Raw genomic sequence first — 23,405 nt, 5'->3', positions numbered from 1 at the left:
CACAAGCATAGAGGAAAGCCGGTCGTCGATGAGGGTGACACAGGCCCTGATCCGGGCCTGTTAACGATCAGGCTAGCGCGTCATGCAGCATGGTCAGCAGGCGTTCGCTGTCGCTCCAGCCCAGGCAGGCATCGGTGATGCTCTGGCCGAACACGGCGGCCTTGCCGTCTACCACCGGCTGGTTGCCTTCCACGATAAAGCTTTCGGCCATGATACCGGCAATATGCCGGCTGCCCTGACGGAGTTGGCGGCAGATATCTTCGGCCACCAGCAGCTGGCGGCTGTGCTGTTTCAGGCTGTTGCCGTGGCTCAGATCCACGACCAGTCGTGGGGTCAGGCCGGCCTGGCTTAAGCCCTCGGCAGCCAGGGCGATGCTGTCGGCATCATAGTTGGGGGCCTTGCCGCCGCGGAGGATCAGGTGGCCGAAGGGATTGCCCTGGGTCTGGTAGATGGTCATCTGGCCGTCTTTATCGGGAGAGCAGAAGATATGGCCGTAGCTGGCGGCGCGCACCGCGTCCAGGGCGATCTGGATATTGCCGTCGGTACCGTTTTTGAACCCGACCGGGCAGGAGAGGGCCGAGGCCATTTCCCGGTGTACCTGGGATTCGGTGGTGCGGGCACCGATGGCGCCCCAGCTGATCAGATCGGCAATATACTGCCCGGTCACCATATCCAGGAATTCGGTGGCGGTGGGCAATCCCAGGGCATTGATATCGCACAGCAGCTTGCGGGCCAGGCGCAGGCCGGTGTTGACATCGAAACTGCCGTCCAGGTGCGGATCGTTGATTAGGCCCTTCCAGCCGACGATAGTGCGCGGCTTTTCAAAATAGGTGCGCATCACGATGCACAGCCGATCCCGATAGCGCAGACGCAGGGCGTTCAGTCGCTCGGCATAGGCCAGGGCGGCCTCGGTGTCGTGCACCGAACAGGGCCCGACAATAACCAGCAGGCGGGGATCTTCACCCTTGAGGATGGCTTCTATCTCGGCCCGCGCCCCGAGCACCGTCTCGGCCATGGCGTCGGTCAGCGGATAGGCCTGGCTCAATGCCTTGGGCGTGATCAGGCGGTCCAGTCGGCGGCTTCTTAATTCGTCTGTGTGTATCGACATAGTGTTCTCAAAAAGATGGAAAGTTGGCGTGCGGGCGCACTATGTCACTACCATAACGGAAAGCCGGCAGGCTGAAAACCTGCCGGCTTTATTATCATCGGATGGGGTACTCAAAGGGAGTCAGTTACCCGGGGAACTGAACCGCTGTCCGGAAATGGCAGGATGATAGATGGGCTGGATCACATTGCCGGCGGGGTCCGTAATATGAAAACTGCGGGCGCCGTCCGAGTGGTCATGAGGCTGGTCGAGCAGTGGCACGCCTTTACTTTGGAAATAACGATACCAGGCATCCAGCTCCTCCCTGGTGTCGACCACAAAGCCGAAGTGATCCATACGCTGTTGGCCGCCGGTTGTCGCCTCACCGCGACCGAGGGACAGGTTGTCGTTGCCGCAGGTCAGGTAGACCAGGTTTTTGCTGGCCCGGTTCAGTACTTCCATCCCCAAAATGTCTACGTAGAAACGTTCACACTCTTCCAGGTTGGGCATCACGAAGGCGATATGGCGCATGCCGTTTAAGCGTCCAGGTCTTTCCATGGGGACTCCTTGTATATTTATTGAAAATATTGTGTACTATTTTTATGTTTTTTGGAGCATTTGTTAAGGAGTCTACCTTGTATTCGATTATTGTCAAAACCAGGCTCAAGGCCGGTACCCGGGAGCAGTTCCTGCCGGTCATGCAGGAAAATGCAGCGGCCTCGGTGCGGGATGAGCCGGGCTGCCATGTATTTGATGTGCTGCAGGATAAGGCGGATCCCGAGCTGTTTTATCTGTATGAAGTCTACGAGGATGAAGCCGCGCTGGCCGCCCATAAGGAAACCCCCCATTATCAGCGCAGCCGGGCCCTGGTGAACCCGCTGATCGCCGAGCAGTCGGTGATCCGGGCCGAGGTACTGGCGCTCAATCCGGGGCGCTGATTGCCTGTTTTTGTCGTTTTTGGCATAAAAAAGCCGGTCATGGGACCGGCTCTATAGTCGTGGACCGGGTTGGCAGCCGGGTCAGTGGGTGGCTTTCACTTCTGCGGCCTTGTTGTTAAAGGCGGGCTTTTTTCCTTCCTCGCCGTTCATTTCCTGTTCAATTTGTTCCCGTTCCCGGGCCTCGTCCAGCAGCGTCTTCTTCGGCAGTGCCATGTTGAGGGTAAAGGCCATGACGGCGGCCACGATCACCGGTGAGCTGACCAGCATATTCAGGGTGTCCGGCAGTTGCCCGATCGCCTCGGGCACCGCCTTGATGCCCATGGCCAGTGCCAGCGACAGGGCCACTATGGTGACGTTTCTGGAAGAGAGTTCGTCCTTGATCAGCAACTGGATGCCGGTCATGGTGATCATGCCGAAGACGATGATGGTGGCGCCGCCCAGTACCGGATAGGGAATGGTGGTCATCAGGGCACCGAACTTGGGCATAAAGCCGGCCAGGATCAGGAATACCGCCGCCACCCCCAGTACATACCTGCTGATCACCTTGGTCATGGCGACGATACCCACGTTCTGGCTGAACGAGGCGGTCGGCAGTGCACCGAACAGAGAGCCGAACAGGGTACAGACTCCATTGCCCAGCAGGCCCCCGGACAGTTCCTTGTCTGCCAGCTCGCGATTCATGCCGCCGACCGTGGTGGCCGACAGATCACCGATGGTCTGCACCGAGTTGACGACACAGATCACCACCATGGAGATGATGGCGGTGGTGTGAAATTCAATGCCCAGCGCGAAGGGCGTGGGCACCAGCAACCAGGGGGCGTCGGCCAGCCTGGAAAAATCGACCATGCCGAACACGAAGGCCATCACATAGCCGACCAGGATGCCGCAGATGATGGCCGCCAGGCGCAGATAGCCCTTGGCAAACTGCGAACAGCACAGCACCACGGCCAGGGTGGTCAGACCCACCAGCCAGTTTTCACCGCTGCCGAACCCGGCGGCATTGATATTACCGCTGCCGGCCATGTATTTGATGGCGATATCATACAGGGACAGGCCGATCACCAGTACGACTGTGCCGGCCACCACGGGGGGAAACAAGTGGCGGATCTGTTTGATAAAGATACCGACCACTATCATGGAGATACCGCCGGCTATCTGGGCACCCAGGATACCGGGTACACCATAGACGCTGCCGATGGCGATCAGGGTCGGTACATAGGCAAAGCCGACGCCGAAGATGGTCGGCAGTCCGGCTCCCAGCCTGCCGACGGGGTAGAGTTGCAGCAGGGTCGAGATGCCCGAAAACAGCAGGGCGACCTGGATCAGCAGCATCGTCTCATAGGCATTGGCACCGGACACCCCAGCAACGATAAGGGGGGGGGTAACGGCCCCCATGATCATGGCGAGTATGTGTTGAAAAGACAGCGGTAAGGCCTTGCCCAGCGAGGGTTTTCCATAAAAATCGAATACCGATTTGTTCTGGTTGGTGGTGTTCATAAAGACGAGTCCCTGATGATTTCTTTTGTCGTTGGCTTCTTCAATCCATATTGAGCTGGTTACGCATCGGCGTATCAGTTGTGTTGAGCTGCTGTTGTATCTCTGTTATCGAATGATTGATGTGATTCATTATCCATTAATGTGTACATTTCTGTAAACAAAAAATTAATATGTTGTGTTTTACATAATGCAGGAGGTTGAACAACAAGGGAAAGGTAGGCGAGAGCGAGGCTGGGAAAGGGCCGGGCAGGGATGGCCCGGCCAGGCAGGCATTAGAAAATACGGCGGCGGATACCGGCACGCTCCAGGATCTTGACCGATATTTCCTCGACCGAGTGGAAGGTGGTGTCGATAAAGGGGATGGCCTCCATACGGAACAGCCGTTCTATCTGGTTCAGCTCGTAGCGGCACTGCTCCGGATCCGCATAGCGGCTGTCGGCCCGGCGGCGCTGGCGAATTTCCTGCAGCCGGTTGGCGTCTATGGTCAGGCCGAACAGCTTGTGGCGGTTGGCCTTGAGCATGGGCGGCAGGGTCAGGTGCTTCATGTCCTGATCGATAAAGGGATAGTTGGCGACCCGGATGCCGAATTGCAGGGCCAGGTACAGGCTGGTGGGGGTCTTGCCGCAGCGGGACACGCCCACCAGTATGATGTCTGCCTCGTCGTATTCCTTGGTGTTGATGCCGTCATCGTTGTCCAGGGCATAGTTGACCGCATCGATGCGCGCATCGTAATGCTGGCGGTTGTCCATGCCGTGGGTCCTGTGGGTGCGTGGCTCGGCCTTGACCCCCAGCTGCTGTTCGATGGGGGCGACGAAGGTATTGAGGAAGTCATAACACATGGCGTCGCTGTCGGTGATGATATGGCGCACCTTGTCGTCCACTATGGTATGGAACACCAGTGGCTGTTTGCCGCTTTGATGGTAACACTGATTGATGCGCTCCTTGACGGCCAGCGCCTTCTCCTGGTCTTCGACAAAGGGCATGCTGAATTGTTCAAAAGGCAACGGGAACTGGCTCAACACCGCATGGCCGAATACCTCGGCTGTGATCGCCGTCCCATCAGAAACATAAAAAACCGTGTGCATGGGACCTCCAGGTCTCACTTTTAACATTTGCCTTGGGTAAACCGTTTACCCGCTTTTTGGCGCCATTGTAGAATCATCTCGTGCATGCGCCCATAAGCGAACGTAAATAATAAAAGAGTGAAACCAGGCATGTGCATTTTCGCAGTAAGATTGAACGGAACCTTCGGCTAATTAATGGAGACGTCGCAGTGCAGGATAATGTGATTTGGTACGAACAGCTCGGTATGCACGATGTGGACCGGGTGGGTGGCAAGAATGCCTCTTTGGGCGAAATGATCAGCCAGCTGGCCGGTGCCGGTGTATCCGTGCCCGGTGGCTTTGCCACTACGGCCCATGCTTTTAATGAGTTTCTTGAGCAAAGCGGCCTCAATGATCGCATTCATGCGTTGCTTGACAGCCTGAATGTGGACGATATTGCGGCCCTGGGAGAAGCCGGTCGTACCATCCGTCAGTGGGTGATCGACACTCCCTTCCTGCCCGAGCTGGAGCAGGCCATCGCCGATGCCTATCATCAGCTGGCCGGTCAGGCCGGTGATCAGGCTTCGTTCGCCGTGCGCTCTTCCGCCACCGCCGAAGATATGCCCGATGCCTCGTTCGCCGGGCAGCAGGAAACCTTCCTCAACGTGCGTGGCCTGGATGCCGTTATGGTGGCTATCAAGCACGTATTCGCTTCTCTGTTCAACGACAGGGCCATCTCCTACCGGGTACACCAGGGCTATGATCACCGAGGCGTGGCGCTGTCCGCCGGTATCCAGCGCATGGTGCGGTCCGACATCGCCGCCTCCGGCGTGATGTTCACCCTGGACACCGAATCCGGCTTCGATCAGGTGGTGTTCATTACCTCCTCCTGGGGCCTGGGCGAGATGGTGGTGCAGGGGGCGGTTAACCCGGACGAATTCTATGTGCACAAGCCGACCCTCCAGGCCGGTCGCCCGGCGGTGGTGCGCAAGACCCTGGGCTCCAAGCTGCAGAAGATGATCTATGCAGAGGGGGTCGAGTTGGGCAAGCAGGTCGACATCAAGGAAACCAGCCTGAGCGAGCGTCGCAGCTTCTCTCTGACCAACGACGAAGTGATGGAACTCGCCAAGCAGGCGATGATCATCGAACAGCATTATGGTCGCCCGATGGACATCGAGTGGGCCAAGGACGGGGTCGACGGCAAGCTGTATATCGTACAGGCTCGCCCCGAAACCGTGCGCAGCCGCCAGGACGCCAATGTGCTGGAGCGTTTCGCGCTCAGCCAGAAAGGGGAAGTGATTGCCGAAGGCCGGGCCATCGGCCAGAAGATCGGTGCCGGTGCCGCCAAAGTCATCGCCTCCATCGAACAGATGGATGACATCAAGGCCGGCGACGTGCTGGTCACCGACATGACCGATCCGGACTGGGAGCCGATCATGAAGCGGGCCGCGGCCATCGTCACCAACCGTGGCGGTCGTACCTGCCACGCTGCCATCATCGCCCGCGAGCTGGGGATTCCCGCCGTGGTCGGCTGTGGCGATGCCACCGACCGTATCCAGACCGGCCAGGAAGTCACTGTGTCCTGTGCCGAGGGTGACACCGGCTTTATCTACCAGGGCAAGTTGGATTTTAATGTGTCCACCTCCGAAGTCGGCTCCATGCCGGTATCACCGGTCAAGGTGATGATGAACGTGGGTAACCCGGATCGGGCCTTCGACTTTGCCCAGCTACCCAACGCGGGCGTGGGCCTGGCGCGCCTGGAATTTATCATCAACCGGATGATCGGCGTACACCCCAAGGCGTTGCTGGAATACGACAAGCAGAGCCCCGAGCTGAAGGTGAAGATCGACGAACAGATCGCCGGTTACGACAGCCCGCGCGAATTCTTTGTCGGCAAGCTGACCGAGGGCATCGCCACCCTGGCCGCCGCCTTCTGGCCGGAGCGGGTGATTGTGCGCCTGTCCGACTTCAAGTCGAATGAATATGCCAACCTGATGGGCGGCGATGCCTTTGAACCGGACGAAGAAAACCCCATGCTGGGTTTCCGCGGCGCTTCCCGCTATATCTCCGACGACTTCCGTGCCTGTTTCGCCATGGAGTGCGAGGCGGTCAAACGGGTGCGTGACGATATGGGTCTGACCAATGTCGAGATCATGATCCCCTTCGTGCGTACCCTGTCCGAAGCGGCCTCTGTTATCGACATTCTGGCGGAGAACGGCCTCAAGCGCGGTGAAGCCGGCCTCAAGGTGATCATGATGTGCGAGCTGCCGTCCAACGCCCTGCTGGCCGACAAGTTCCTGTCATACTTCGACGGTTTCTCCATCGGCTCCAACGATATGACCCAGCTGACCCTGGGCCTGGATCGGGACTCCGGTCTGGTGGCCGGCTCCTTCGATGAGCGTGACGACGCGGTCAAGGCGCTGTTGTCGATGGCCATCCAGGCCGCCCGCAAGGCCGGCAAGTACGTGGGCATCTGTGGTCAGGGTCCGTCCGACCACGCCGACTTCGCAGCCTGGCTGGTGGAACAGGGCATCGACTCCGTATCTCTCAACCCGGATACCGTGGTCGACACCTGGCTGTACCTGGCCAAGCAGTTCGGCGAAGAAGCATAAGCCGACACGCTGAGTAACATAGTTGAACAAGGGCGCCTGCGGGCGCCCTTGTTGTTTTTCATCTGTCTGTGGTTGTTTAGCCAGCGGCGGCATTAATGCCAGTCTACCAGCATTTCCAGTTTTTCCTGGTTGATGTCCGAGCCGCACATTTCGTCATAGGGCGTGGCTTGTTTCAGCCACACTTCGTCAAACGTTTGGTGTGCGAAATGCTCCTTGATTTCATTCAGGCAATGAAAGGCCATGGGGTGGTTGTGTTTATCCCTGACCAGTTTTTTATCCTGCCCGTCGACCATGCTGGCGAGATAGGTGCCGCCTTCAATCGATTCAATAAACAGATTCATATTGCCTCCGGGGTTGTGCCGAATGTGAACGAAACGGGTCGTCATCGCTGTCAACACACTCATACAGAGTATAGTCAGCCGGAAAGCGGTTAGAGCCTGATCCCGGCTCGGGGCCGGCACCTTCGATGCGCGTCAGGGGCCGGTCAATGTGCGGCTGTCGATGGCCGCACATTGACCGGCAAGTATCGACAAAGTCGGGCGGTTCCATTTTGTTACTTCCAGCCATGAAGTAACCGTGAGGCGATGGGGCATAGCCTGGTCTTTGGCTGGGTAGAAAACCGCAGAAAATGACAGTGATCTGCCAGCCATCCATGTAGAATGCGCTTTTTAACGATCATTCAGCTTTTACTGTTGAGTGTGCTTCTGTAGGAATTCCATGAAAAAGACCATCGCTTTAACCCATCCCAAGCTGAAACCAGCCCGGCTGGTAGACTCAATCAAGCATGATATTAAAAAGTACCTTAACAGAGAGCGCCGCAAGACGCTGCCTGCAGGTATGGACTACTGGACTTTCGATTGTCGCTTTGGTGCGTCAGAGGATACAGCAGTAGAGATCTATACGTCTGAAATCAATAAACATATCGATGCCGCCGTGGCGCAGGAACTACCCGGCTTCTATGTAGAGATTCTGGCCAGAGCCTGTAACCACGCGCCGCGGCCGAATGCTGCAGTCGAGGAGCAGGATTAACAAGCGCCATGTTGCCTGAGAGCTTTCTGCCTCTCCCGTGAGCCTGGCTCCTGACGAACGGGCGCGGGAGCAGACGAATGGATAAGGCAGACACAATCTCAGCACCTGGCGACAATACAAGCGGGCCTCGCTTGATCACGGCTCACTCATCGGTTGGATGAACAGCGCATCGAGCAGTGGTATTGCCACGGGCATCATGGCCCCGGGCCGCGGTTTCCAATCCTGCCATAGCGCAATCGACACGGATGCTGCCGGGTGGGTCGCGGATCCCGTCGGAGTACCCCGAGGAGCGGGGCCGTTGTTGCGCTTAAAACAGCAATCCTGGACGAGTGGAGCTCCATAACTGGCGAGCGTCGGCAGCAACGGCGATGTTGCGATTCCAACGGCAGTTTACTCAAAAGCACAATCAATCCTCACCTCGACCGCCAAAATACTGTATATTCTGCCCTCGATTTTTTGACTGTAGCGACTCTACAGAGGATAACTCATGCAATTTTCATCTTTAGATTTGGCTCCTGAGCTGCAACGAGCTCTTGTTGGATGTGGCTACAGTGTTATGACCCCCGTACAAAAGCAGGCCATTGTGCCCGCCCGCCGCGGTAAAGACTTGCAAGTGACCGCACAAACGGGAACAGGTAAAACCGCTGCCTTTGCTATTCCTGTTTTACAACGCCTGCTGGATAAACCCAAAAAAGCCGTCGAACGGCGCCCGCGTGCATTGATCCTGACGCCCACCCGAGAATTGGCAGAGCAATTATCCGACGCCATCGGTGCTTATGCGCAGTTTTTGCCTCTCGGTGTGACGGCACTCTATGGCGGCGTTAAAATGGGTGGCCAGGCCAACAAACTAAGAGCGGGCGTTGATATCGTGATTTCCACCCCCGGCCGTTTGTTAGAGCACCTTACCCTGGGTAACGTCGCATTAAGTGATGTCGAGTTTGTGGTGCTGGATGAAGCCGACCGTATGTTGGATATGGGCTTTATCACCGATGTGCTGAAGTTGATGCAGTTGACAGCTCCGACCCGTCAGACCCTGCTGTTTTCAGCCACCACGTCACCCGCCGTAAATGAGTTGTCACATAAGATTCTGAACAATCATCAGCACATCCGTGTGACTAAAATCAATAGTACGGCTGATACCGTAAGGCATGCGGTGTATCCGGTAGAAGAAAGTCGCAAGATCGAACTGTTTGAACAGTTATTGGCAGAGAATAACTGGTTTCAGGTTTTGGTGTTTACCAGTACCAAGGAGCAGGCCGACCGACTATTGGCCGGCCTTAAAAAGAGCAAGATCGAGGCAGCGGTTTGTCATGGCGATAAAAGCCAGGGGTCGAGACGTCGCGCTATCGCTGATTTTAAATCCGGCAAATTGCAAATCCTGATCGCCACCGAGGTTGCCGCCCGGGGGCTGGATATTCAAGGCCTGGATTATGTGGTGAACTTTAACTTGCCATATCTGCCGGAAGATTACGTCCATCGTATCGGTCGCACGGGACGGGCAGGGGCGAAAGGTACTGCCATTTCATTCGTCAGTCGTGAAGAAGAGCAAGCCCTGGTACGCATTCAAAAGCTGATTGGTACCGACATCAAACGCATTATCAAGCCGGGCTTTGAAGTGAGTAGCCGTGGCTCACTGTTAAAAAGTATCTCGCTTAAGGTCCTGTCCGGCCGCTCGAACAGAGCCAGTGAAACCGTTATCGAGCTGGAAGGTTCACATGATACCCATCACAAGGGTAAGCAAGGTCGCGCCAAGCCGGGTGAAGGGACGAGCAATAAGACCACGGCGAAGCCCGTGCGCTTGAAAAAGACGAACGCGCAAAAAAATAGCGGCCCGAAGAAGAAAATTTTACGGGGGAAACGCGCCGAGCAATATTCACGTTAACTAAAAAATCGGTGCCACTTGGCGAGGCTGCGTGCTGCCCTGACCTGTGCAGCACGATGAGGAACGCTTAAATAGGAAGCCCCGGACCATGATGTCCGGGGCTTTCCTTTTTGGGCAAGGCGCGTTACAGATCCGGCAGCAAGCCAAAGCCGGAGGGAGCTGGCTGCCATTGAGTATTCAGCAGGAATGCCGGATGGTCTAAGCCTGCTTCTTTACCGGTTCGGCTTCTATGCCGAGGGTGATGTTACCCACCGGCCGGCAGCAGCAAGGCAGGATTTCGTCCTTGGCCACGCAGGCCAGGGGGATCTCCTGGTAGCGCACCTGGCCGGCCAGCAGGGTGGTGCGACAGGAGCCGCAGTAACCGCTGCGGCACTGGTATTCCACCGCATGGCCGGTGCGCTCCAGCCCGTCGAGCAGGGTTTCCCCCGCTCGCAGGGTAAAACTCGCATGCCGGGTGTGGATTTGGCTCACAGCTCGAAGTCACCCAGATCGTCGTGGCTCATCTGGGAGTCGATCTGGCCGACCAGGTAGGAGCTGACCTCCACTTCCTGTGGGGCCACCTGTACGTTGTCGGACGACAGCCAGGCATTGATCCAGGGAATGGGATTCTGCTTGGCGCCGTCAAAGGCCGGGGACAGGCCCACCGCCTGCATGCGCAGGTTGGTGATGTATTCCACGTACTGGCACAGTATGTCTTTGTTCAGGCCGATCATGGAGCCATCCTTGAACAGGTATTCGGCCCACTCCTTTTCCTGAATGGCGGCGGCCTTGAACAGCTCGAAGCACTGTTGCTCACAGTCCTTGGCCACCTGGGCCATTTCCGGATCGTCCTCGCCTGCGCGCAGGATATTGAGCATATGCTGGGTGCCGGTCAGGTGCAGGGCTTCGTCGCGGGCGATCAGCTTGATGATCTTGGCGTTGCCTTCCATCAGCTCGCGTTCGGCGAAGGCGAAGGAGCAGGCGAAGCTCACATAGAAGCGGATCGCTTCCAGGGCGTTGACGCACATCAGGCACAGGTAGAGCTTCTTCTTCAGCTCGTAGCGGTTGACGGTGACCTTGCGGCCCTTGATCTCGTGCTCGCCTTCTCCGTACAGATGATAGAAGTTGGTGTATTCGATAAGCTCATCGTAGTAGCCGGCGATGTCCCGTGCCCGCTTGAGGATATGTTCGTTGGCCACGATATCATCGAACACGGTGGCCGGGTTATTGACGATATTACGGATGATATGGGTGTAGGAGCGCGAGTGGATGGTCTCGGAAAACGCCCAGGTTTCAATCCAGGTTTCCAGCTCGGGGATCGACACCAGCGGCAACAGCGCCACGTTGGGGCTGCGGCCCTGGATGGAATCCAGCAGGGTCTGATACTTGAGGTTACTGATGAAGATATGCTTCTCGTGCTCGGGCAGGGCCTGGTAGTCGATCCTGTCCTGGGACACGTCCACTTCTTCCGGACGCCAGAAGAAGGACAGCTGCTTCTCGATCAGTTTCTCGAAGATATCGTATTTTTGCAGATCATAGCGGGCCACGTTCACCGGATTGCCGAGGAACATGGGTTCTTTCATATGATCGTTCTGAACTTGACTGAAAGTAGTGTAAGACATTTCTATTATTCCGCGCATAAGGCGCAATGCTAGCCAGAAAAGAGGGATAAGAGGGGCCCCAGGCCAACCGTCGACGGCAGGGGTGCCGTCGCCGAGCATAGATGGGCGAGCTTGCTCGCTTGTACCGAGTTTTTTACCTGACCGAACATCCGGTGAATGTTCGCAGCAGGTAAAAACGAAGGTGACCATTGTATGCTGCGTGTTGGCATGGGGTTCTCTTCTCCCGATAGCACTTGACTGACGGGCATTACGCATCAAGGCGGGGCTTCACCCCGCCGTCATGACTTAAATTTTGCAGGCGCCGCCGGCACAGCCGTCGTCTTCTTCCTGCATATCGTTCTGGGCGTCAGCGGCACCATCACGGGTGTTATGGTAATACAGGGTCTTGAGACCGAACTTGTAGGCGGTGAGCAGATCTTTCAGCAACTGCTTCATCGGCACCCGGCCTCCCTCGAAACGGGCCGGATCATAGTTGGTGTTGGCGGAAATGGCCTGGTCGACAAATTTCTGCATGACCCCAACCAGCTGCAGGTAACCGTCGTTGGAGGGCATTTTCCACAGCAGTTCGTATTGATCCTTCAGCTCGGCATAGTCGGGCACCACCTGCTTGAGGATGCCGTCTTTCGAAGCCTTGACCGACACCAGGCCACGGGGCGGCTCTATGCCGTTGGTGGCATTGGAGATCTGACTTGAGGTCTCGGACGGCATCAGCGCGGTCAGGGTGCTGTTGCGCAGGCCCACCGTCTTGATCTGTTCGCGCAGGGCTTCCCAGTCCAGGTACAGCGGCTCCTGGCAGATACCGTCCAAGTCTTTCTTGTAGGTATCGATAGGCAGCACGCCCTGGGCATAGGTGGTTTCATTAAAGGCCGGGCAGGGACCGAATTCCTTGGCCAGCTTGACCGATGCTTTCAGCAGGTAGTACTGGATGGCCTCGAAGGTCTTGTGGGTCAGGCCGATGGCGCTGCCGTCGGAGTACTTAACCCCGTGCTTGGCCAGGTAATAGGCATAGTTGATCACGCCAATACCCAGGGTGCGGCGGTTCATGGAGCCTTTCTGGGCAGCCAGCAGCGGGTAATCCTGATAGTCGAGCAGGGCGTCGAGGGCGCGAACCGCGAGCTCGGCCAGCTCTTCCAGCTCGTCCAGGCTATCGATGGCGCCCAGGTTGAAGGCCGACAGGGTACAGAGTGCAATTTCGCCGTTTTCGTCGTTGATGTCCATCAGTGGCTTGGTGGGCAGGGCGATTTCCAGGCACAGGTTGCTCTGGCGCACCGGGGCCACCTTGGGGTCGAACGGGCTGTGGGTGTTGCAGTGATCCACGTTCTGGATGTAGATACGGCCGGTGCCGGCCCGCTCCTGCATCATCAGCGAGAACAGTTCCAGCGCCTTGATGGTACGTTTGCGGATGCTGTCATCCTGCTCGTACTGCACATACAGCTGCTCGAACTTTGCCTGATCCTCGAAGAAGGCGTCGTACAGACCGGGCACATCGGAAGGCGAGAACAGGGTGATGTCGCCGCCCTTGATCAGCCGCTGGTACATCAACCGGTTGATCTGTACGCCGTAGTCCATATGGCGGACCCGGTTTTCTTCCACGCCGCGGTTGTTTTTCAACACCAGCAGGGATTCCACTTCCAGGTGCCACATGGGGTAGAAGAGGGTGGCGGCGCCGCCGCGCACGCCGCCCTGGGAGCAGCACTTGACCGCGGTCTGGAAGTGCTTGTAGAAGGGGATACAGCCGGTGTGGAAGGCTTCGCCGCCCCGGATGGGGCTGCCCAGGGCGCGGATGCGGCCGGCGTTGATGCCAATGCCGGCACGCTGGGACACATAACGCACGATGGCGCCGGAGGTGGCATTGATGGAATCCAGGCTGTCGCCGCATTCGATCAGTACGCAGGAGCTGAACTGACGGGTAGGGGTACGCACGCCGGACATGATGGGTGTGGGCAGCGACACCTTGAACTGGGATACCGCATCATAGAAACGGGTCACATAGTCGAGCCGGGTCTCCTTGGGATACTTGGAGAACAGGCAGGCGGCCACCAGCATGTAGAGGAACTGGGGGCTTTCGTAAATGTCGCCGGTTACCCGGTTTTGTACCAGGTATTTGCCTTCGAGCTGCTTGACCGCCGCATAGGAGAAAGTCAGGTCGCGCTCATGCACCAGATGGGCGTGCAGGGCTTCGAACTCGTCGCGGCTGTAGTCGGCCAGGATATGCTGGTCGTACTTGCCCATCTCGGTGAGCCGGACCACATGGTCATGGAAATGGGGCGGCTCGAACTGGCCGAAGGCCTTCTTGCGCAGGTGGAAGACGGCCAGGCGGGCGGCCAGATACTGATAGTCCGGGGTCTGCTCGGAGATCAGATCGGCGGCGGCCTTGATGATGGTTTCATGAATATCTTCGGTGCGGATACCATCATAGAACTGGATATGAGAGCGCAGCTCCACCTGGGAGACGGAGACATTGTCCAGTCCTTCGGCGGCCCAGGTGATTACCCTATGGATCTTGTCCAGATCGATAGGCTCTTGGGCGCCACTACGTTTGGTAACCAGCAGATGTTTATTCATGGAACGGACCGTCTCCCATTGTTATTGCGCAGGGCTGTGGGCGGTTGAGCGGCCCAAGCCTCACCTCTCATTATTGTGGTCCAATATTGAGAGGAATGCACAACATATAGTTGTAGTATTGAAGATGGACTACAAGATAGTGGGTGCCCCCCTTATTTTCAAGCCGAGGGATCTGCATACTCTGTGGATAATCTGTGTGGATCTTTTCGGGGTTTGTGCTCACTAACTGCTACTGCGTTTCCTATGAGGAGCTTACAAAACTGCGGTGATTTTATGGCCTCATCGAAACTTTTTTTCAAATAAATGGCTTGCCAAAACGGGCCAATGGAGATCCTGCTCGATCCCTCAGCAGTTGGTGCCGAATGTATCTTCCAGCCAGCGGCCGAAGTCCTGTACCGAGTCGATGATATGGTCGGCCTGCCACTGGGGCAGGGCGGTGTCTGCTGCAATATAGCCCCAGGCGGCGACGGCGGTGGCCATGCCCGCCGCTCGGCCGGCTTCGACATCCCGTTGATGATCGCCGATATAGAGGCAGTGGCCGGGCGCCACCGCCAGGCACTCGGCGGCATACAACAGGGGATCGGGATGGGGTTTCTTGCGGGGCAGGGTATCGGCGCTGACGGTGACGCCGCAACGGGCAAACTGGGGAAGGGTGGCCAGCAGCGGCAAGGTCAGGGCGGACGGCTTGTTGGTGACGATGCCCCATGGGATCTGCCGGTTGTCCAGCCAGTCGATAACCGCCGGTATGCCCCGGTAGGGACGAGTATGGACGCACAGGTTGAGGGCATAGTAGTCGAGCATACGGCGGCGCAGTTGTTCGAGCCCGAGTTGTTCGATCAGTGCCGCATGAATGCCGGCCTGCAGCAGAGCATAGGAGCCGTCCGAGGTAGTGGAGCGGATAACGTCGTCGGACAGGGGCGGCAGCCCCAGGCTCTGGATCACATGATTGGCCGCCGCCCCCATATCCCCTGCGGTATCCAGCAGGGTACCATCCAGATCGAACAATACCGCCTTGGTCTGCATCAGAGCTCCGGTTTGATGGCATACACCATATAGTTTACATCCGCGTCCGGGCTGAGCGTGAAACTGTCCGACAGCGGCCGGTAGACCACACCGCTGATGTCCCTGACCACCAGACCGGCCTGTTCGATATAGTGGCACAGTTCGGCGGGGGTGATGAATTTGCGGTGATCATGGGTGCCCTTGGGCACCATCTTGAACAGGTGCTCGGCGGCGGCGATCATCATCAGCCAGGACTTGGGATTGCGGTTGATGGTGGAAAACACCAGGGGCGCACCGGGCTTAGCCAGCGTGGCACAGGCCTGCACTACAGAGGCGGGCTCGGGGACATGCTCGAGCATTTCCATACAGGTGACCAGATCAAATTGCTCCGGCTGTTGCTCGGCCAGCTGTTCGGCGGTGGCCTGGCGATAATCGACGCTGACCCCCATCTCCAGGGCATGCAGGCGGGCGACCGTCAGCGGTTCCTTGCCCATATCGACCCCGGTGACCTCGGCGCCTTCCCGGGCCATGCTTTCGCTCAGGATGCCGCCGCCGCAGCCGATGTCCACTATCCGTTTGCCAAACAGGCCGCCGGCCTTGTCGGCAATCCAGTTCAGGCGCACGGGGTTGAGTTTATGCAGGGGTTTGAAGTCGCCTTCCAGATCCCACCAGCGGGAGGCCATGGCCTCGAATTTGTCTATTTCCTGTTGGTCTACATTCACGGGCAACGCCTTAAATGATTGGCAAAGTTAAGAGCAGCCATTATAGCCGACTCCTTTTTCGCTGCCAGCATGACTGCTGTGGTTTGTCATTTGTGTGTTAGAATGATGCGTTTTTTATTGCCGTATAAACAATAAATTGGGGATAAGGCTTGCTATGACCGATCTGGCCCGAGAAATCATGCCGATAAACATCGAGGAAGAGCTGAAACGCTCCTACCTGGATTACGCCATGAGTGTAATAGTAGGGCGCGCTCTGCCGGATGTCCGTGATGGTTTGAAGCCGGTGCATCGCCGCGTGCTGTTCGCCATGAACGAACTCGGCAACGACTGGAACAAGCCCTACAAAAAATCGGCCCGTGTTGTGGGTGACGTAATAGGTAAATATCACCCCCATGGTGACAGCGCCGTCTACGACACCATAGTGCGCATGGCCCAGGATTTTTCCATGCGCTATACCCTGGTCGACGGCCAGGGCAACTTCGGCTCGGTGGACGGCGACTCCGCCGCCGCCATGCGTTATACCGAAGTGCGTATGGACAAGATCGCCCACGAACTGCTGGCCGATCTGGATAAGGAAACCGTCGACTGGGTGCCCAACTACGACGGCACCGAGATGATTCCCGCCGTTATGCCCACCCGGGTACCGAACCTGCTGGTCAATGGCTCGTCCGGTATCGCCGTGGGCATGGCGACCAATATTCCGCCCCATAACCTCAATGAGGTGGTGGACGGCTGCCTGGCGGTGATCGACAACGAACACATCAGCATTGACGAGCTGATCGGGCTGATCCCGGGCCCGGATTTCCCCACCGGCGGTATCATCAACGGTAAATCGGGCATCATCGATGCCTACCGTACCGGCCGCGGCAAGATCTATGTACGTGGCCTGGCCGAGATCGAGGTGGATGAAAAGACCGGCCGGGAAACCATCATAGTGTCCGAGCTGCCCTATCAGGTAAACAAGGCGCGGCTGATCGAAAAGATTGCCGAGCTGGTCAAGGAAAAGCGTATCGAGGGCATCAGTGCCCTGCGTGACGAGTCCGACAAGGACGGCATGCGCATCGTGATCGAGATCCGCCGGGGCGAAGTGGGCGAGGTGATCCTCAATAACCTCTATGCTCAGACCCAGATGCAGACTGTGTTCGGCATCAATATGGTGGCTCTGGATAACAACCAGCCCCGCACCTTCAACCTCAAGGACATGCTGGAGTGCTTTATCCAGCACCGCCGTGAGGTGGTGACCCGGCGCACCATCTTCGAGCTGCGCAAGGCGCGAGATCGGGCCCATATCCTGGAAGGTCTGGCCATTGCCCTGGCCAATATCGATCCGGTGATCGAGCTGATCCGGCGTTCACCGACCCCGGCCGAGGCCAAGAGTGGCCTGATCAGCCAGGGCTGGTCCCTGGGCAATGTGGCCTCCATGCTGGAGCGCTCCGGTGACGATGCGGCCCGGCCCGACTGGCTGGAACCCGAGTTCGGTATTCGTGACGGCCTCTATTACCTGACCGAGCAGCAAGCCCAGGCCATCCTGGATCTGCGACTGCACCGGCTGACCGGCCTCGAGCATGAAAAGATCCTGGAAGAATACCAGAAGCTGCTCGAGCAGATTGCCGAGCTGCTGCATATTCTCAACAGCCCGCTGCGGCTGATGGAGGTGATCAGGGAAGAGCTGGAAGCCGTCAAGGAGCAGTTTGGCGATCCGCGTCGTACCGAAATCACGGCCTCCAGCGCCGAGATCAATATCGAGGATTTGATCACCCAGGAAGACGTAGTGGTGACCCTTTCCCACCAGGGGTATGTCAAATACCAGCCGTTGACCGACTATGAGGCTCAGCGGCGGGGCGGCCGCGGCAAGTCGGCAACCCGCATGAAGGAAGAAGACTTCGTCGAGCGGCTGCTGGTGGCCAATACCCATGACACCATCCTGTGTTTTTCCACCGCCGGCAAGGTTTACTGGCTCAAGGTCTATCAGTTGCCGGAAGCCAGCCGGGCGGCGCGGGGGCGACCCATCGTCAACCTGTTGCCGCTGGATGAGGGGGAGCGGATCACCGCGATCCTGCCGGTGCAGGACTATGCTGAAGACAAGTATGTGTTCTTCGCCACCGCCGAGGGTACCGTCAAGAAAACCAGCCTGTCGGCGTTCAAGCGGCCACTGGCGTCCGGTATCCGGGCCATCAACCTCAAGGAAAGCGATGAGCTGATCGGTGTGGATATCACCGACGGCAGCAACGAAATCATGCTGTTTTCCGAGGCCGGCAAGGTGGTGCGCTTCGCCGAAGGCAGCGGCCGTGCCGATGCCGATGAAGACACCGACGACGGTCTGGAAGACGGCGATGGCGGCGAAAGCAAGGGCAGCTTCAAGGGTGTGCGTCCCATGGGCCGGACTGCTGGTGGGGTGCGTGGCATCAAGCTGGCTGCCGGTGACAAGGTGGTGTCGTTGATTGTGCCGCGGGGCGAAGGGGCCATCCTCACCGCTACCGCCAATGGCTACGGCAAGCGTACCGAGCTCGAGGAATATCCGACCAAGAGCCGGGCCACCCTGGGAGTGGTTTCGATCAAGGTCAGCGATCGCAATGGTGCCGTGGTCGGTGCCATCCAGGTAGATGACAGCAATGAAATCATGCTGATCACCAACGGCGGTACCCTGGTACGTACCCGGGTTTCCGAGGTCAGCCTGATCAGCCGCAACACCGCCGGTGTACGACTGATCCGTACCGGCGAGGATGAGCAGGTGGTTGGCCTGCAGCGTATCGAGGAAACCGAGGACGACGAGGCATTGTCCGAGGGTGTTGTCGATACTGAAGAATAATGGAAGACTAATAAAAAAGGGGCGTGAGCCCCTTTTTGCTTGGTAAGACCCTCGCTTATACACAAAATCACTTTGACTCGGCAGCCCGCTGCCGTGTAAAAGCAAGTAAGCCCATTGGTTAGGATGAGTCAGGAAGGAAATGGATAAATTGGTGTATAACTTCAGCGCAGGCCCGGCCATGTTGCCGGTTGAGGTGATGAAACAGGCCCAGGCCGAGTTTCGCGATTTTAACGGTCTGGGGGTGTCGGTGATGGAGCTCAGCCACCGTGGCGCCGACTATATGGCGGTGGCGGCGCAGGCCGAGCAGGATCTGCGCGAGCTGATGCAGATCCCGGACAACTACAAGGTACTGTTCCTGCAGGGCGGCGGCCGTGGCCAGTTTGCCGCCGTGCCCCTGAACCTGATGGGAAAAAATGCCCGGGCCGACTATATCGTGACCGGTCAGTGGTCGAAGTCGGCGGTATCCGAAGCGGAGAAAGTGGGTAAGGTACGGGTGCTCGACGGCCTGCAAAAGACGGCCGACGGCCGTCAGGCGCTGGCCACCGAGTGGGATCTGGATCCTACCGCGGCTTATGTCCATTACTGCCCGAATGAAACCGTAGAAGGCATCGAATACGATTTTATCCCCGACACGGGTGACGTGCCCCTGGTGGCGGATATGTCTTCCACCATACTGTCCCGTCCGGTCGATGTATCCCGATTCGGCATCATCTATGCCGGCGCCCAGAAGAACATAGGTCCTTCCGGACTGGCGGTGGTCATAGTGCGTGACGATCTGCTGGATCAGGCTTGTCCGCAGACCCCGGCGATCCTCGATTATGCGGCCATGGCCAAGGCCGACTCCATGCTCAACACGCCGCCGACCTATGCCTGGTACCTGTCCGGCCTGGTATTCCAGTGGCTCAAGCGTCAGGGTGGTCTGGCGGCCATCGGTGAGTGCAACCGTGCCAAGGCCGAGCTGTTGTATGGTTTCGTCGATAGCAGCGATTTTTACCGCAACGAGATAGACGCCAGCGCCCGTTCCTGGATGAATGTGCCGTTCTGGCTGAAAGACGATGGCTTGAATGAGGCCTTCCTCAAGGAAGCCAAGGCCGAAGGCCTGCTGGCCTTGAAAGGACACCGTATCGTAGGCGGTATGCGCGCCAGCCTGTATAACGCCATGCCCATCGAAGGGGTACAGGCGCTGGTGTCCTTTATGGAAAACTTCGCCAAGAAACACGGCTGAAGGAGTGGCAGGGCGTAAACCTGTCACCTGGTTACACCCTGTCTTTTGAACACGGTTTTTTGTTGACGTAGATGACAGCAGTGAATCGGGCAAAGGGCACGGCTCCACCGACACGCCGTAAACCCCTCCCTGGGGGCTCAGCCGCGCCATCTGACCGCCATGGATGGCGGGAATGCCGAAACGGCAGGAGCATTTTTCGGCCTGGCGCGGGTGGTCGGTGGAGCGGACAGCCTTTGCCCTCTTCGGGGCAGCGGAGTCGTCTGATGACACAGCTCTGGGTCATGCAAGAGGCAACAGGGATTGCCTCTTCCTTCAGTCTTCGGTTAACTCGAAGTTCAAGTCATTGTCGTCGCGCCTGATAGAAAAGAGTTGAAAGGAGCCATTGTGAGTATTAACTATCTGGCCCTGGCCAATGCCGGGGTCGACCAATTACAGCCTTATCAACCCGGCAAGCCGGTGGAAGAGCTGGAGCGTGAGCTGGGCATCAGCAACAGCGTCAAGCTGGCCTCCAATGAAAACCCGCTGGGGCTGGGCCCCAAGGCCAAGGCCGCCATAGAAGCTGCCCTGCCCGAGCTGGCCCGTTATCCGGATGCCAACGGCTTTGCACTGAAGGCGAAGCTCGCTGAGTCATTGGGCGTGGATATCGACCAGCTGATCCTGGGCAATGGCTCCAACGAGCTGATTGACCTGCTGTTTCATACCTTTGTATCCGCCGGTCAGGAGGTGGTGTATTCCCAGTACACCTTTATCGTGTACGCGCTGGCTACCCAGGCGCACGGTGCCAGGGCGGTAGCCGTGCCGGCCAGGGATTTTGGTCATGATCTGGATGCCATGGCAGCGGCGATCACCGATAATACCAAGCTGGTATGCATTACCAACCCCAACAACCCGACCGGAACCTTTCTGGGCAAGGCAGAGTTGGAGGCGTTCCTGGTCAAGGTACCGGAAAATGTGCTGGTGGTGCTGGATGAAGCCTATACCGAGTATGTTGACGAAGTCGAACGGCTCCCTTCTATCGACTGGTTGGCGCAATATCCGAACCTGATCGTTTCACGCACCTTTTCCAAGGCCTATGGACTGGCGGGCCTGCGGGTCGGCTATATGGTCTGTCACCCGGAGCTGATTGGTGTGCTGAACCGGGTGCGTGAGCCCTTCAACTGCAACAGCCTGGCCCTGGCGGCGGCGGAAGCGGCGCTGGACGACAGCGAGTATTTGCAGCGGGCCGTGAACCTGAACCGGCAGGAAATGGCAAAATACGAAGCCTTTTTCGAGCAGAGAGGCCTGCACTATATTCCCTCCAGGGCCAACTTCATTACCCTGGACCTGCAGAGGGATGCCGGTCCCGTTTACCAGGCCTTGCTGCGGGAGGGGGTGATAGTACGCCCCATCGGCGGCTACGGTCTGCCGACCTGTCTGCGCATCAGCATCGGCCTGGAGCATGAAAACCAGCGTTGTATGGAGGCGCTGGCCAAGGTCCTCGTCTGACAACAAGGCCGGTGTAAACCGGCCTTGGTTTATCTTGCCCTGATGCGGCAGCCCTGTTAACGTCTAAGTAGCCCCTTTGTTTTTTCTCTCGCATCCAGGAAAGTTATGGAAAGCCTTAAGTTACTGCCTATTCACCGGGTCGAAGGCCAGGTCAACCTGCCGGGATCCAAATCTGTTTCCAACCGGGCCCTGCTGCTGGCGGCTCTGGCTCAGGGAACCACTCGCCTGACCAATCTGCTCGATAGCGATGATATCCGCCATATGCTCGATGCCCTGAAGATCCTCGGGGTTCAGTATCAGCTGTCGGATGACAAGACAGAGTGCGTGGTACAGGGACTGGGACGCGCCTTCAGCGCCCAGGAGCCGGTTTCACTGTTTCTGGGAAATGCTGGTACCGCCATGCGTCCCCTGTGTGCCGCCCTCTGCCTGGGTACCGGCGAATTTACCCTGACCGGCGAGCCGCGTATGTGGGAAAGACCGATTGGCCATCTGGTGGAAGCATTGCGGGAGGCCGGTGCCGATATCAGTTATCTGAAGACCGATGGTTACCCGCCGGTGTACATCAATGGTAAGGGGTTGTGGGGCGGCGATGTGCATATCGACGGCTCTGTCTCCAGCCAGTTCCTCACCGCCTTCCTGATGGCGGCCCCCATGGCGTCGGGAGATACCCGTATCCATATCAAGGGCGAGCTGGTCTCCAAGCCCTATATCGATATTACCCTGCAGATCATGGAGCAGTTCGGGGTCACCCTTGAGCACGATAATTATCAGACCTTCTATATCAAGGGCAACCAGAGCTATGTGTCGCCGGGCACCTTCCTGGTGGAAGGGGATGCCTCTTCCGCTTCCTATTTTCTGGCAGCGGGCGCTATCAAGGGTAAGGTGCGGGTAACCGGTATAGGCCGTAACAGTATTCAGGGCGATATCCGCTTTGCCGATGTACTGGAAGCCATGGGGGCCAAGATTACCTGGGGCGACGACTTTATCGAAGCCGAACATGTGGCGCCGTTAAAGGCTGTCGATATGGATATGAATCATATCCCCGATGCCGCCATGACCATCGCCACTACGGCGTTGTTCGCCGAAGGCACGACCCGGATCAGCAATATCTATAACTGGCGGGTGAAGGAAACCGACCGTCTGTATGCCATGGCGACCGAGCTGGCCAAACTGGGTGTCACGGTAGATGAGGGGGAAGACTACCTGGTAGTGACCCCGGCTGCCCGCCTGCAAGAGGCCGAGATAGCAACCTACAATGATCACCGTATTGCCATGTGTTTCTCACTGGTGGCACTGAGTGACACCCCCGTGGTGATCCTGGATCCCAAATGCACCTCCAAGACCTTCCCGGATTATTTCGACAAGCTGGAAAGTATCAGCCAGCGTTAATCAGTCAAGGCCTGCGAGAGCAGGCCTTGTTTACATATGGGGCTTCATTTTTTCCAGGGTTTCCCTGGCCCTGGCATCGGCGGCATCCAGCTCGGCCAGCACTTTTGCTATGTCTTCCTGCTGTTGCTGCAAGCTGGCGCGTTTTTCATCGATCATGGCAATCATGGAGTGTAGCTGGGGACGGCTGCGGTGTTCGGCATCATAGAGATCAAACAACTCGCGTATTTCGGCCAGGCTGAACCCCAACCGCTTGCCTCTCAGGGTCAGAGACAGGCGGATCCTGTCTTTATGGCTATAGATGCGGGTATTGTTGCCCTTGCGGCGTGGCAGCAGCAGGCCCTGCTCTTCGTAATGACGGATACTCCGCGGAGTAATATCAAACTCATCGGCCAATTCAGAAATGGTATAGGTGACTTCTTTGTTGGGCATATCCGAAACTCCTGATGCGCGCTACCTCGGTGGGCCAGACCATACACCCATATGGGCGGACTGTGAAGCCTTGCTTTGACTCAGGGTTATGAT

At 57.7% G+C, this 23,405-nt stretch carries 19 protein-coding genes; 8 read left to right on the top strand and 11 right to left on the bottom strand.

The window, feature by feature from the left end:
- Positions 1–67: 67 nt before the first annotated feature.
- Both DCS96_RS06175 and DCS96_RS06170 read right to left on the bottom strand, forming a co-directional pair.
- The gene (locus DCS96_RS06175) at positions 68–1,108 is read right to left on the bottom strand and encodes a 3-deoxy-7-phosphoheptulonate synthase (protein ID WP_116473435.1); all 1,041 of its coding nucleotides are present in this window, start codon (positions 1,106–1,108) and stop codon (positions 68–70) included.
- Positions 1,109–1,228: 120 nt separating this feature from the next.
- Positions 1,229–1,642 carry a VOC family protein gene (locus DCS96_RS06170; RefSeq protein ID WP_116473434.1) on the bottom strand — a complete coding sequence of 138 codons (414 nt, stop codon included), beginning with the start codon at positions 1,640–1,642 and terminating at the stop codon, positions 1,229–1,231.
- Between the two features lie 77 nt (positions 1,643–1,719).
- Between DCS96_RS06170 and DCS96_RS06165 the strand changes: the two genes are divergently transcribed.
- Entirely contained in the window at positions 1,720–2,022 is a 303-nt protein-coding gene (locus DCS96_RS06165) for a putative quinol monooxygenase (protein WP_116473433.1), read from the top strand.
- A gap of 81 nt (positions 2,023–2,103) precedes the next feature.
- Here DCS96_RS06165 and DCS96_RS06160 read toward each other — a convergent pair whose 3' ends face one another.
- Together DCS96_RS06160 and ppsR are read right to left on the bottom strand one after the other, a co-directional pair.
- Positions 2,104–3,519, bottom strand: a complete 1,416-nt coding sequence (locus DCS96_RS06160; protein ID WP_116473432.1) for a uracil-xanthine permease family protein — start codon at positions 3,517–3,519, stop codon at positions 2,104–2,106.
- A gap of 272 nt (positions 3,520–3,791) precedes the next feature.
- The gene (gene ppsR, locus DCS96_RS06155; protein ID WP_116473431.1) at positions 3,792–4,604 is read right to left on the bottom strand and encodes a posphoenolpyruvate synthetase regulatory kinase/phosphorylase PpsR; all 813 of its coding nucleotides are present in this window, start codon (positions 4,602–4,604) and stop codon (positions 3,792–3,794) included.
- Between the two features lie 188 nt (positions 4,605–4,792).
- Here ppsR and ppsA point away from each other — a divergent pair, with 188 nt between their 5' ends.
- On the top strand, positions 4,793–7,174 hold the full coding sequence (gene ppsA, locus DCS96_RS06150) for a phosphoenolpyruvate synthase (RefSeq protein WP_116473430.1): 2,382 nt from the start codon (positions 4,793–4,795) through the stop codon (positions 7,172–7,174).
- A gap of 92 nt (positions 7,175–7,266) precedes the next feature.
- Here the strand turns inward: ppsA and DCS96_RS06145 are convergent, their stop codons facing one another.
- Positions 7,267–7,560, bottom strand: coding sequence for a DUF6482 family protein (locus DCS96_RS06145; protein WP_269801914.1), 294 nt, complete (start codon positions 7,558–7,560; stop codon positions 7,267–7,269).
- Between the two features lie 331 nt (positions 7,561–7,891).
- Between DCS96_RS06145 and DCS96_RS06140 the strand changes: the two genes are divergently transcribed.
- Together DCS96_RS06140 and DCS96_RS06135 are read left to right on the top strand one after the other, a co-directional pair.
- Positions 7,892–8,203 carry a DUF6172 family protein gene (locus DCS96_RS06140; protein ID WP_116473428.1) on the top strand — a complete coding sequence of 104 codons (312 nt, stop codon included), beginning with the start codon at positions 7,892–7,894 and terminating at the stop codon, positions 8,201–8,203.
- 487 nt (positions 8,204–8,690) lie between these two features.
- Positions 8,691–10,085 carry a DEAD/DEAH box helicase gene (locus DCS96_RS06135; protein ID WP_116473427.1) on the top strand — a complete coding sequence of 465 codons (1,395 nt, stop codon included), beginning with the start codon at positions 8,691–8,693 and terminating at the stop codon, positions 10,083–10,085.
- A 198-nt stretch (positions 10,086–10,283) separates the two neighbouring features.
- Here the strand turns inward: DCS96_RS06135 and yfaE are convergent, their stop codons facing one another.
- The 5 genes from yfaE to ubiG all read right to left on the bottom strand — a co-directional run bounded on the left by yfaE (position 10,284) and on the right by ubiG (position 15,975).
- Positions 10,284–10,556, bottom strand: a complete 273-nt coding sequence (gene yfaE, locus DCS96_RS06130) for a class I ribonucleotide reductase maintenance protein YfaE (RefSeq protein ID WP_116473426.1) — start codon at positions 10,554–10,556, stop codon at positions 10,284–10,286.
- Entirely contained in the window at positions 10,553–11,686 is a 1,134-nt protein-coding gene (gene nrdB, locus DCS96_RS06125; RefSeq protein ID WP_116473425.1) for a class Ia ribonucleoside-diphosphate reductase subunit beta, read from the bottom strand. The genes yfaE and nrdB overlap by 4 nt, the downstream gene beginning before the upstream one ends.
- Before the next feature lie 285 nt (positions 11,687–11,971).
- Entirely contained in the window at positions 11,972–14,251 is a 2,280-nt protein-coding gene (gene nrdA, locus DCS96_RS06120) for a class 1a ribonucleoside-diphosphate reductase subunit alpha (protein WP_116473424.1), read from the bottom strand.
- 345 nt (positions 14,252–14,596) lie between these two features.
- Positions 14,597–15,274 (bottom strand): HAD family hydrolase, encoded by a 678-nt coding sequence (locus tag DCS96_RS06115; protein WP_116473423.1) that lies wholly within the window; start codon positions 15,272–15,274, stop codon positions 14,597–14,599.
- Positions 15,274–15,975, bottom strand: coding sequence for a bifunctional 2-polyprenyl-6-hydroxyphenol methylase/3-demethylubiquinol 3-O-methyltransferase UbiG (gene ubiG / locus DCS96_RS06110; protein ID WP_116473422.1), 702 nt, complete (start codon positions 15,973–15,975; stop codon positions 15,274–15,276). The genes DCS96_RS06115 and ubiG overlap by 1 nt, the downstream gene beginning before the upstream one ends.
- Before the next feature lie 154 nt (positions 15,976–16,129).
- Here ubiG and gyrA point away from each other — a divergent pair, with 154 nt between their 5' ends.
- The 4 genes from gyrA (at position 16,130) to aroA (ending at position 22,883) form a co-directional block, all read left to right on the top strand.
- On the top strand, positions 16,130–18,784 hold the full coding sequence (gene gyrA, locus DCS96_RS06105; RefSeq protein WP_116473421.1) for a DNA topoisomerase (ATP-hydrolyzing) subunit A: 2,655 nt from the start codon (positions 16,130–16,132) through the stop codon (positions 18,782–18,784).
- 139 nt (positions 18,785–18,923) lie between these two features.
- Positions 18,924–20,009, top strand: coding sequence for a 3-phosphoserine/phosphohydroxythreonine transaminase (serC, locus tag DCS96_RS06100; protein WP_116473420.1), 1,086 nt, complete (start codon positions 18,924–18,926; stop codon positions 20,007–20,009).
- A gap of 384 nt (positions 20,010–20,393) precedes the next feature.
- Complete coding sequence (hisC, locus tag DCS96_RS06090) at positions 20,394–21,494, top strand: histidinol-phosphate transaminase (protein ID WP_116473418.1); 1,101 nt, start codon at positions 20,394–20,396, stop codon at positions 21,492–21,494.
- Between the two features lie 105 nt (positions 21,495–21,599).
- A complete protein-coding gene (aroA, locus tag DCS96_RS06085; protein WP_116473417.1) occupies positions 21,600–22,883 on the top strand; it encodes a 3-phosphoshikimate 1-carboxyvinyltransferase in 1,284 nt (427 codons plus the stop codon).
- 30 nt (positions 22,884–22,913) lie between these two features.
- Here the strand turns inward: aroA and DCS96_RS06080 are convergent, their stop codons facing one another.
- On the bottom strand, positions 22,914–23,312 hold the full coding sequence (locus DCS96_RS06080) for a MerR family transcriptional regulator (protein ID WP_116473416.1): 399 nt from the start codon (positions 23,310–23,312) through the stop codon (positions 22,914–22,916).
- Positions 23,313–23,405: the final 93 nt, after the last annotated feature.

Source organism: Zobellella maritima (assembly GCF_003075035.1).
In the GTDB taxonomy this organism is placed as follows: Bacteria; Pseudomonadota; Gammaproteobacteria; order Enterobacterales; family Aeromonadaceae; genus Oceanimonas; species Oceanimonas maritima.
Note: the sequence above shows the minus strand (reverse complement) of the source record. Positions and strands in the feature narration are given on the sequence as shown.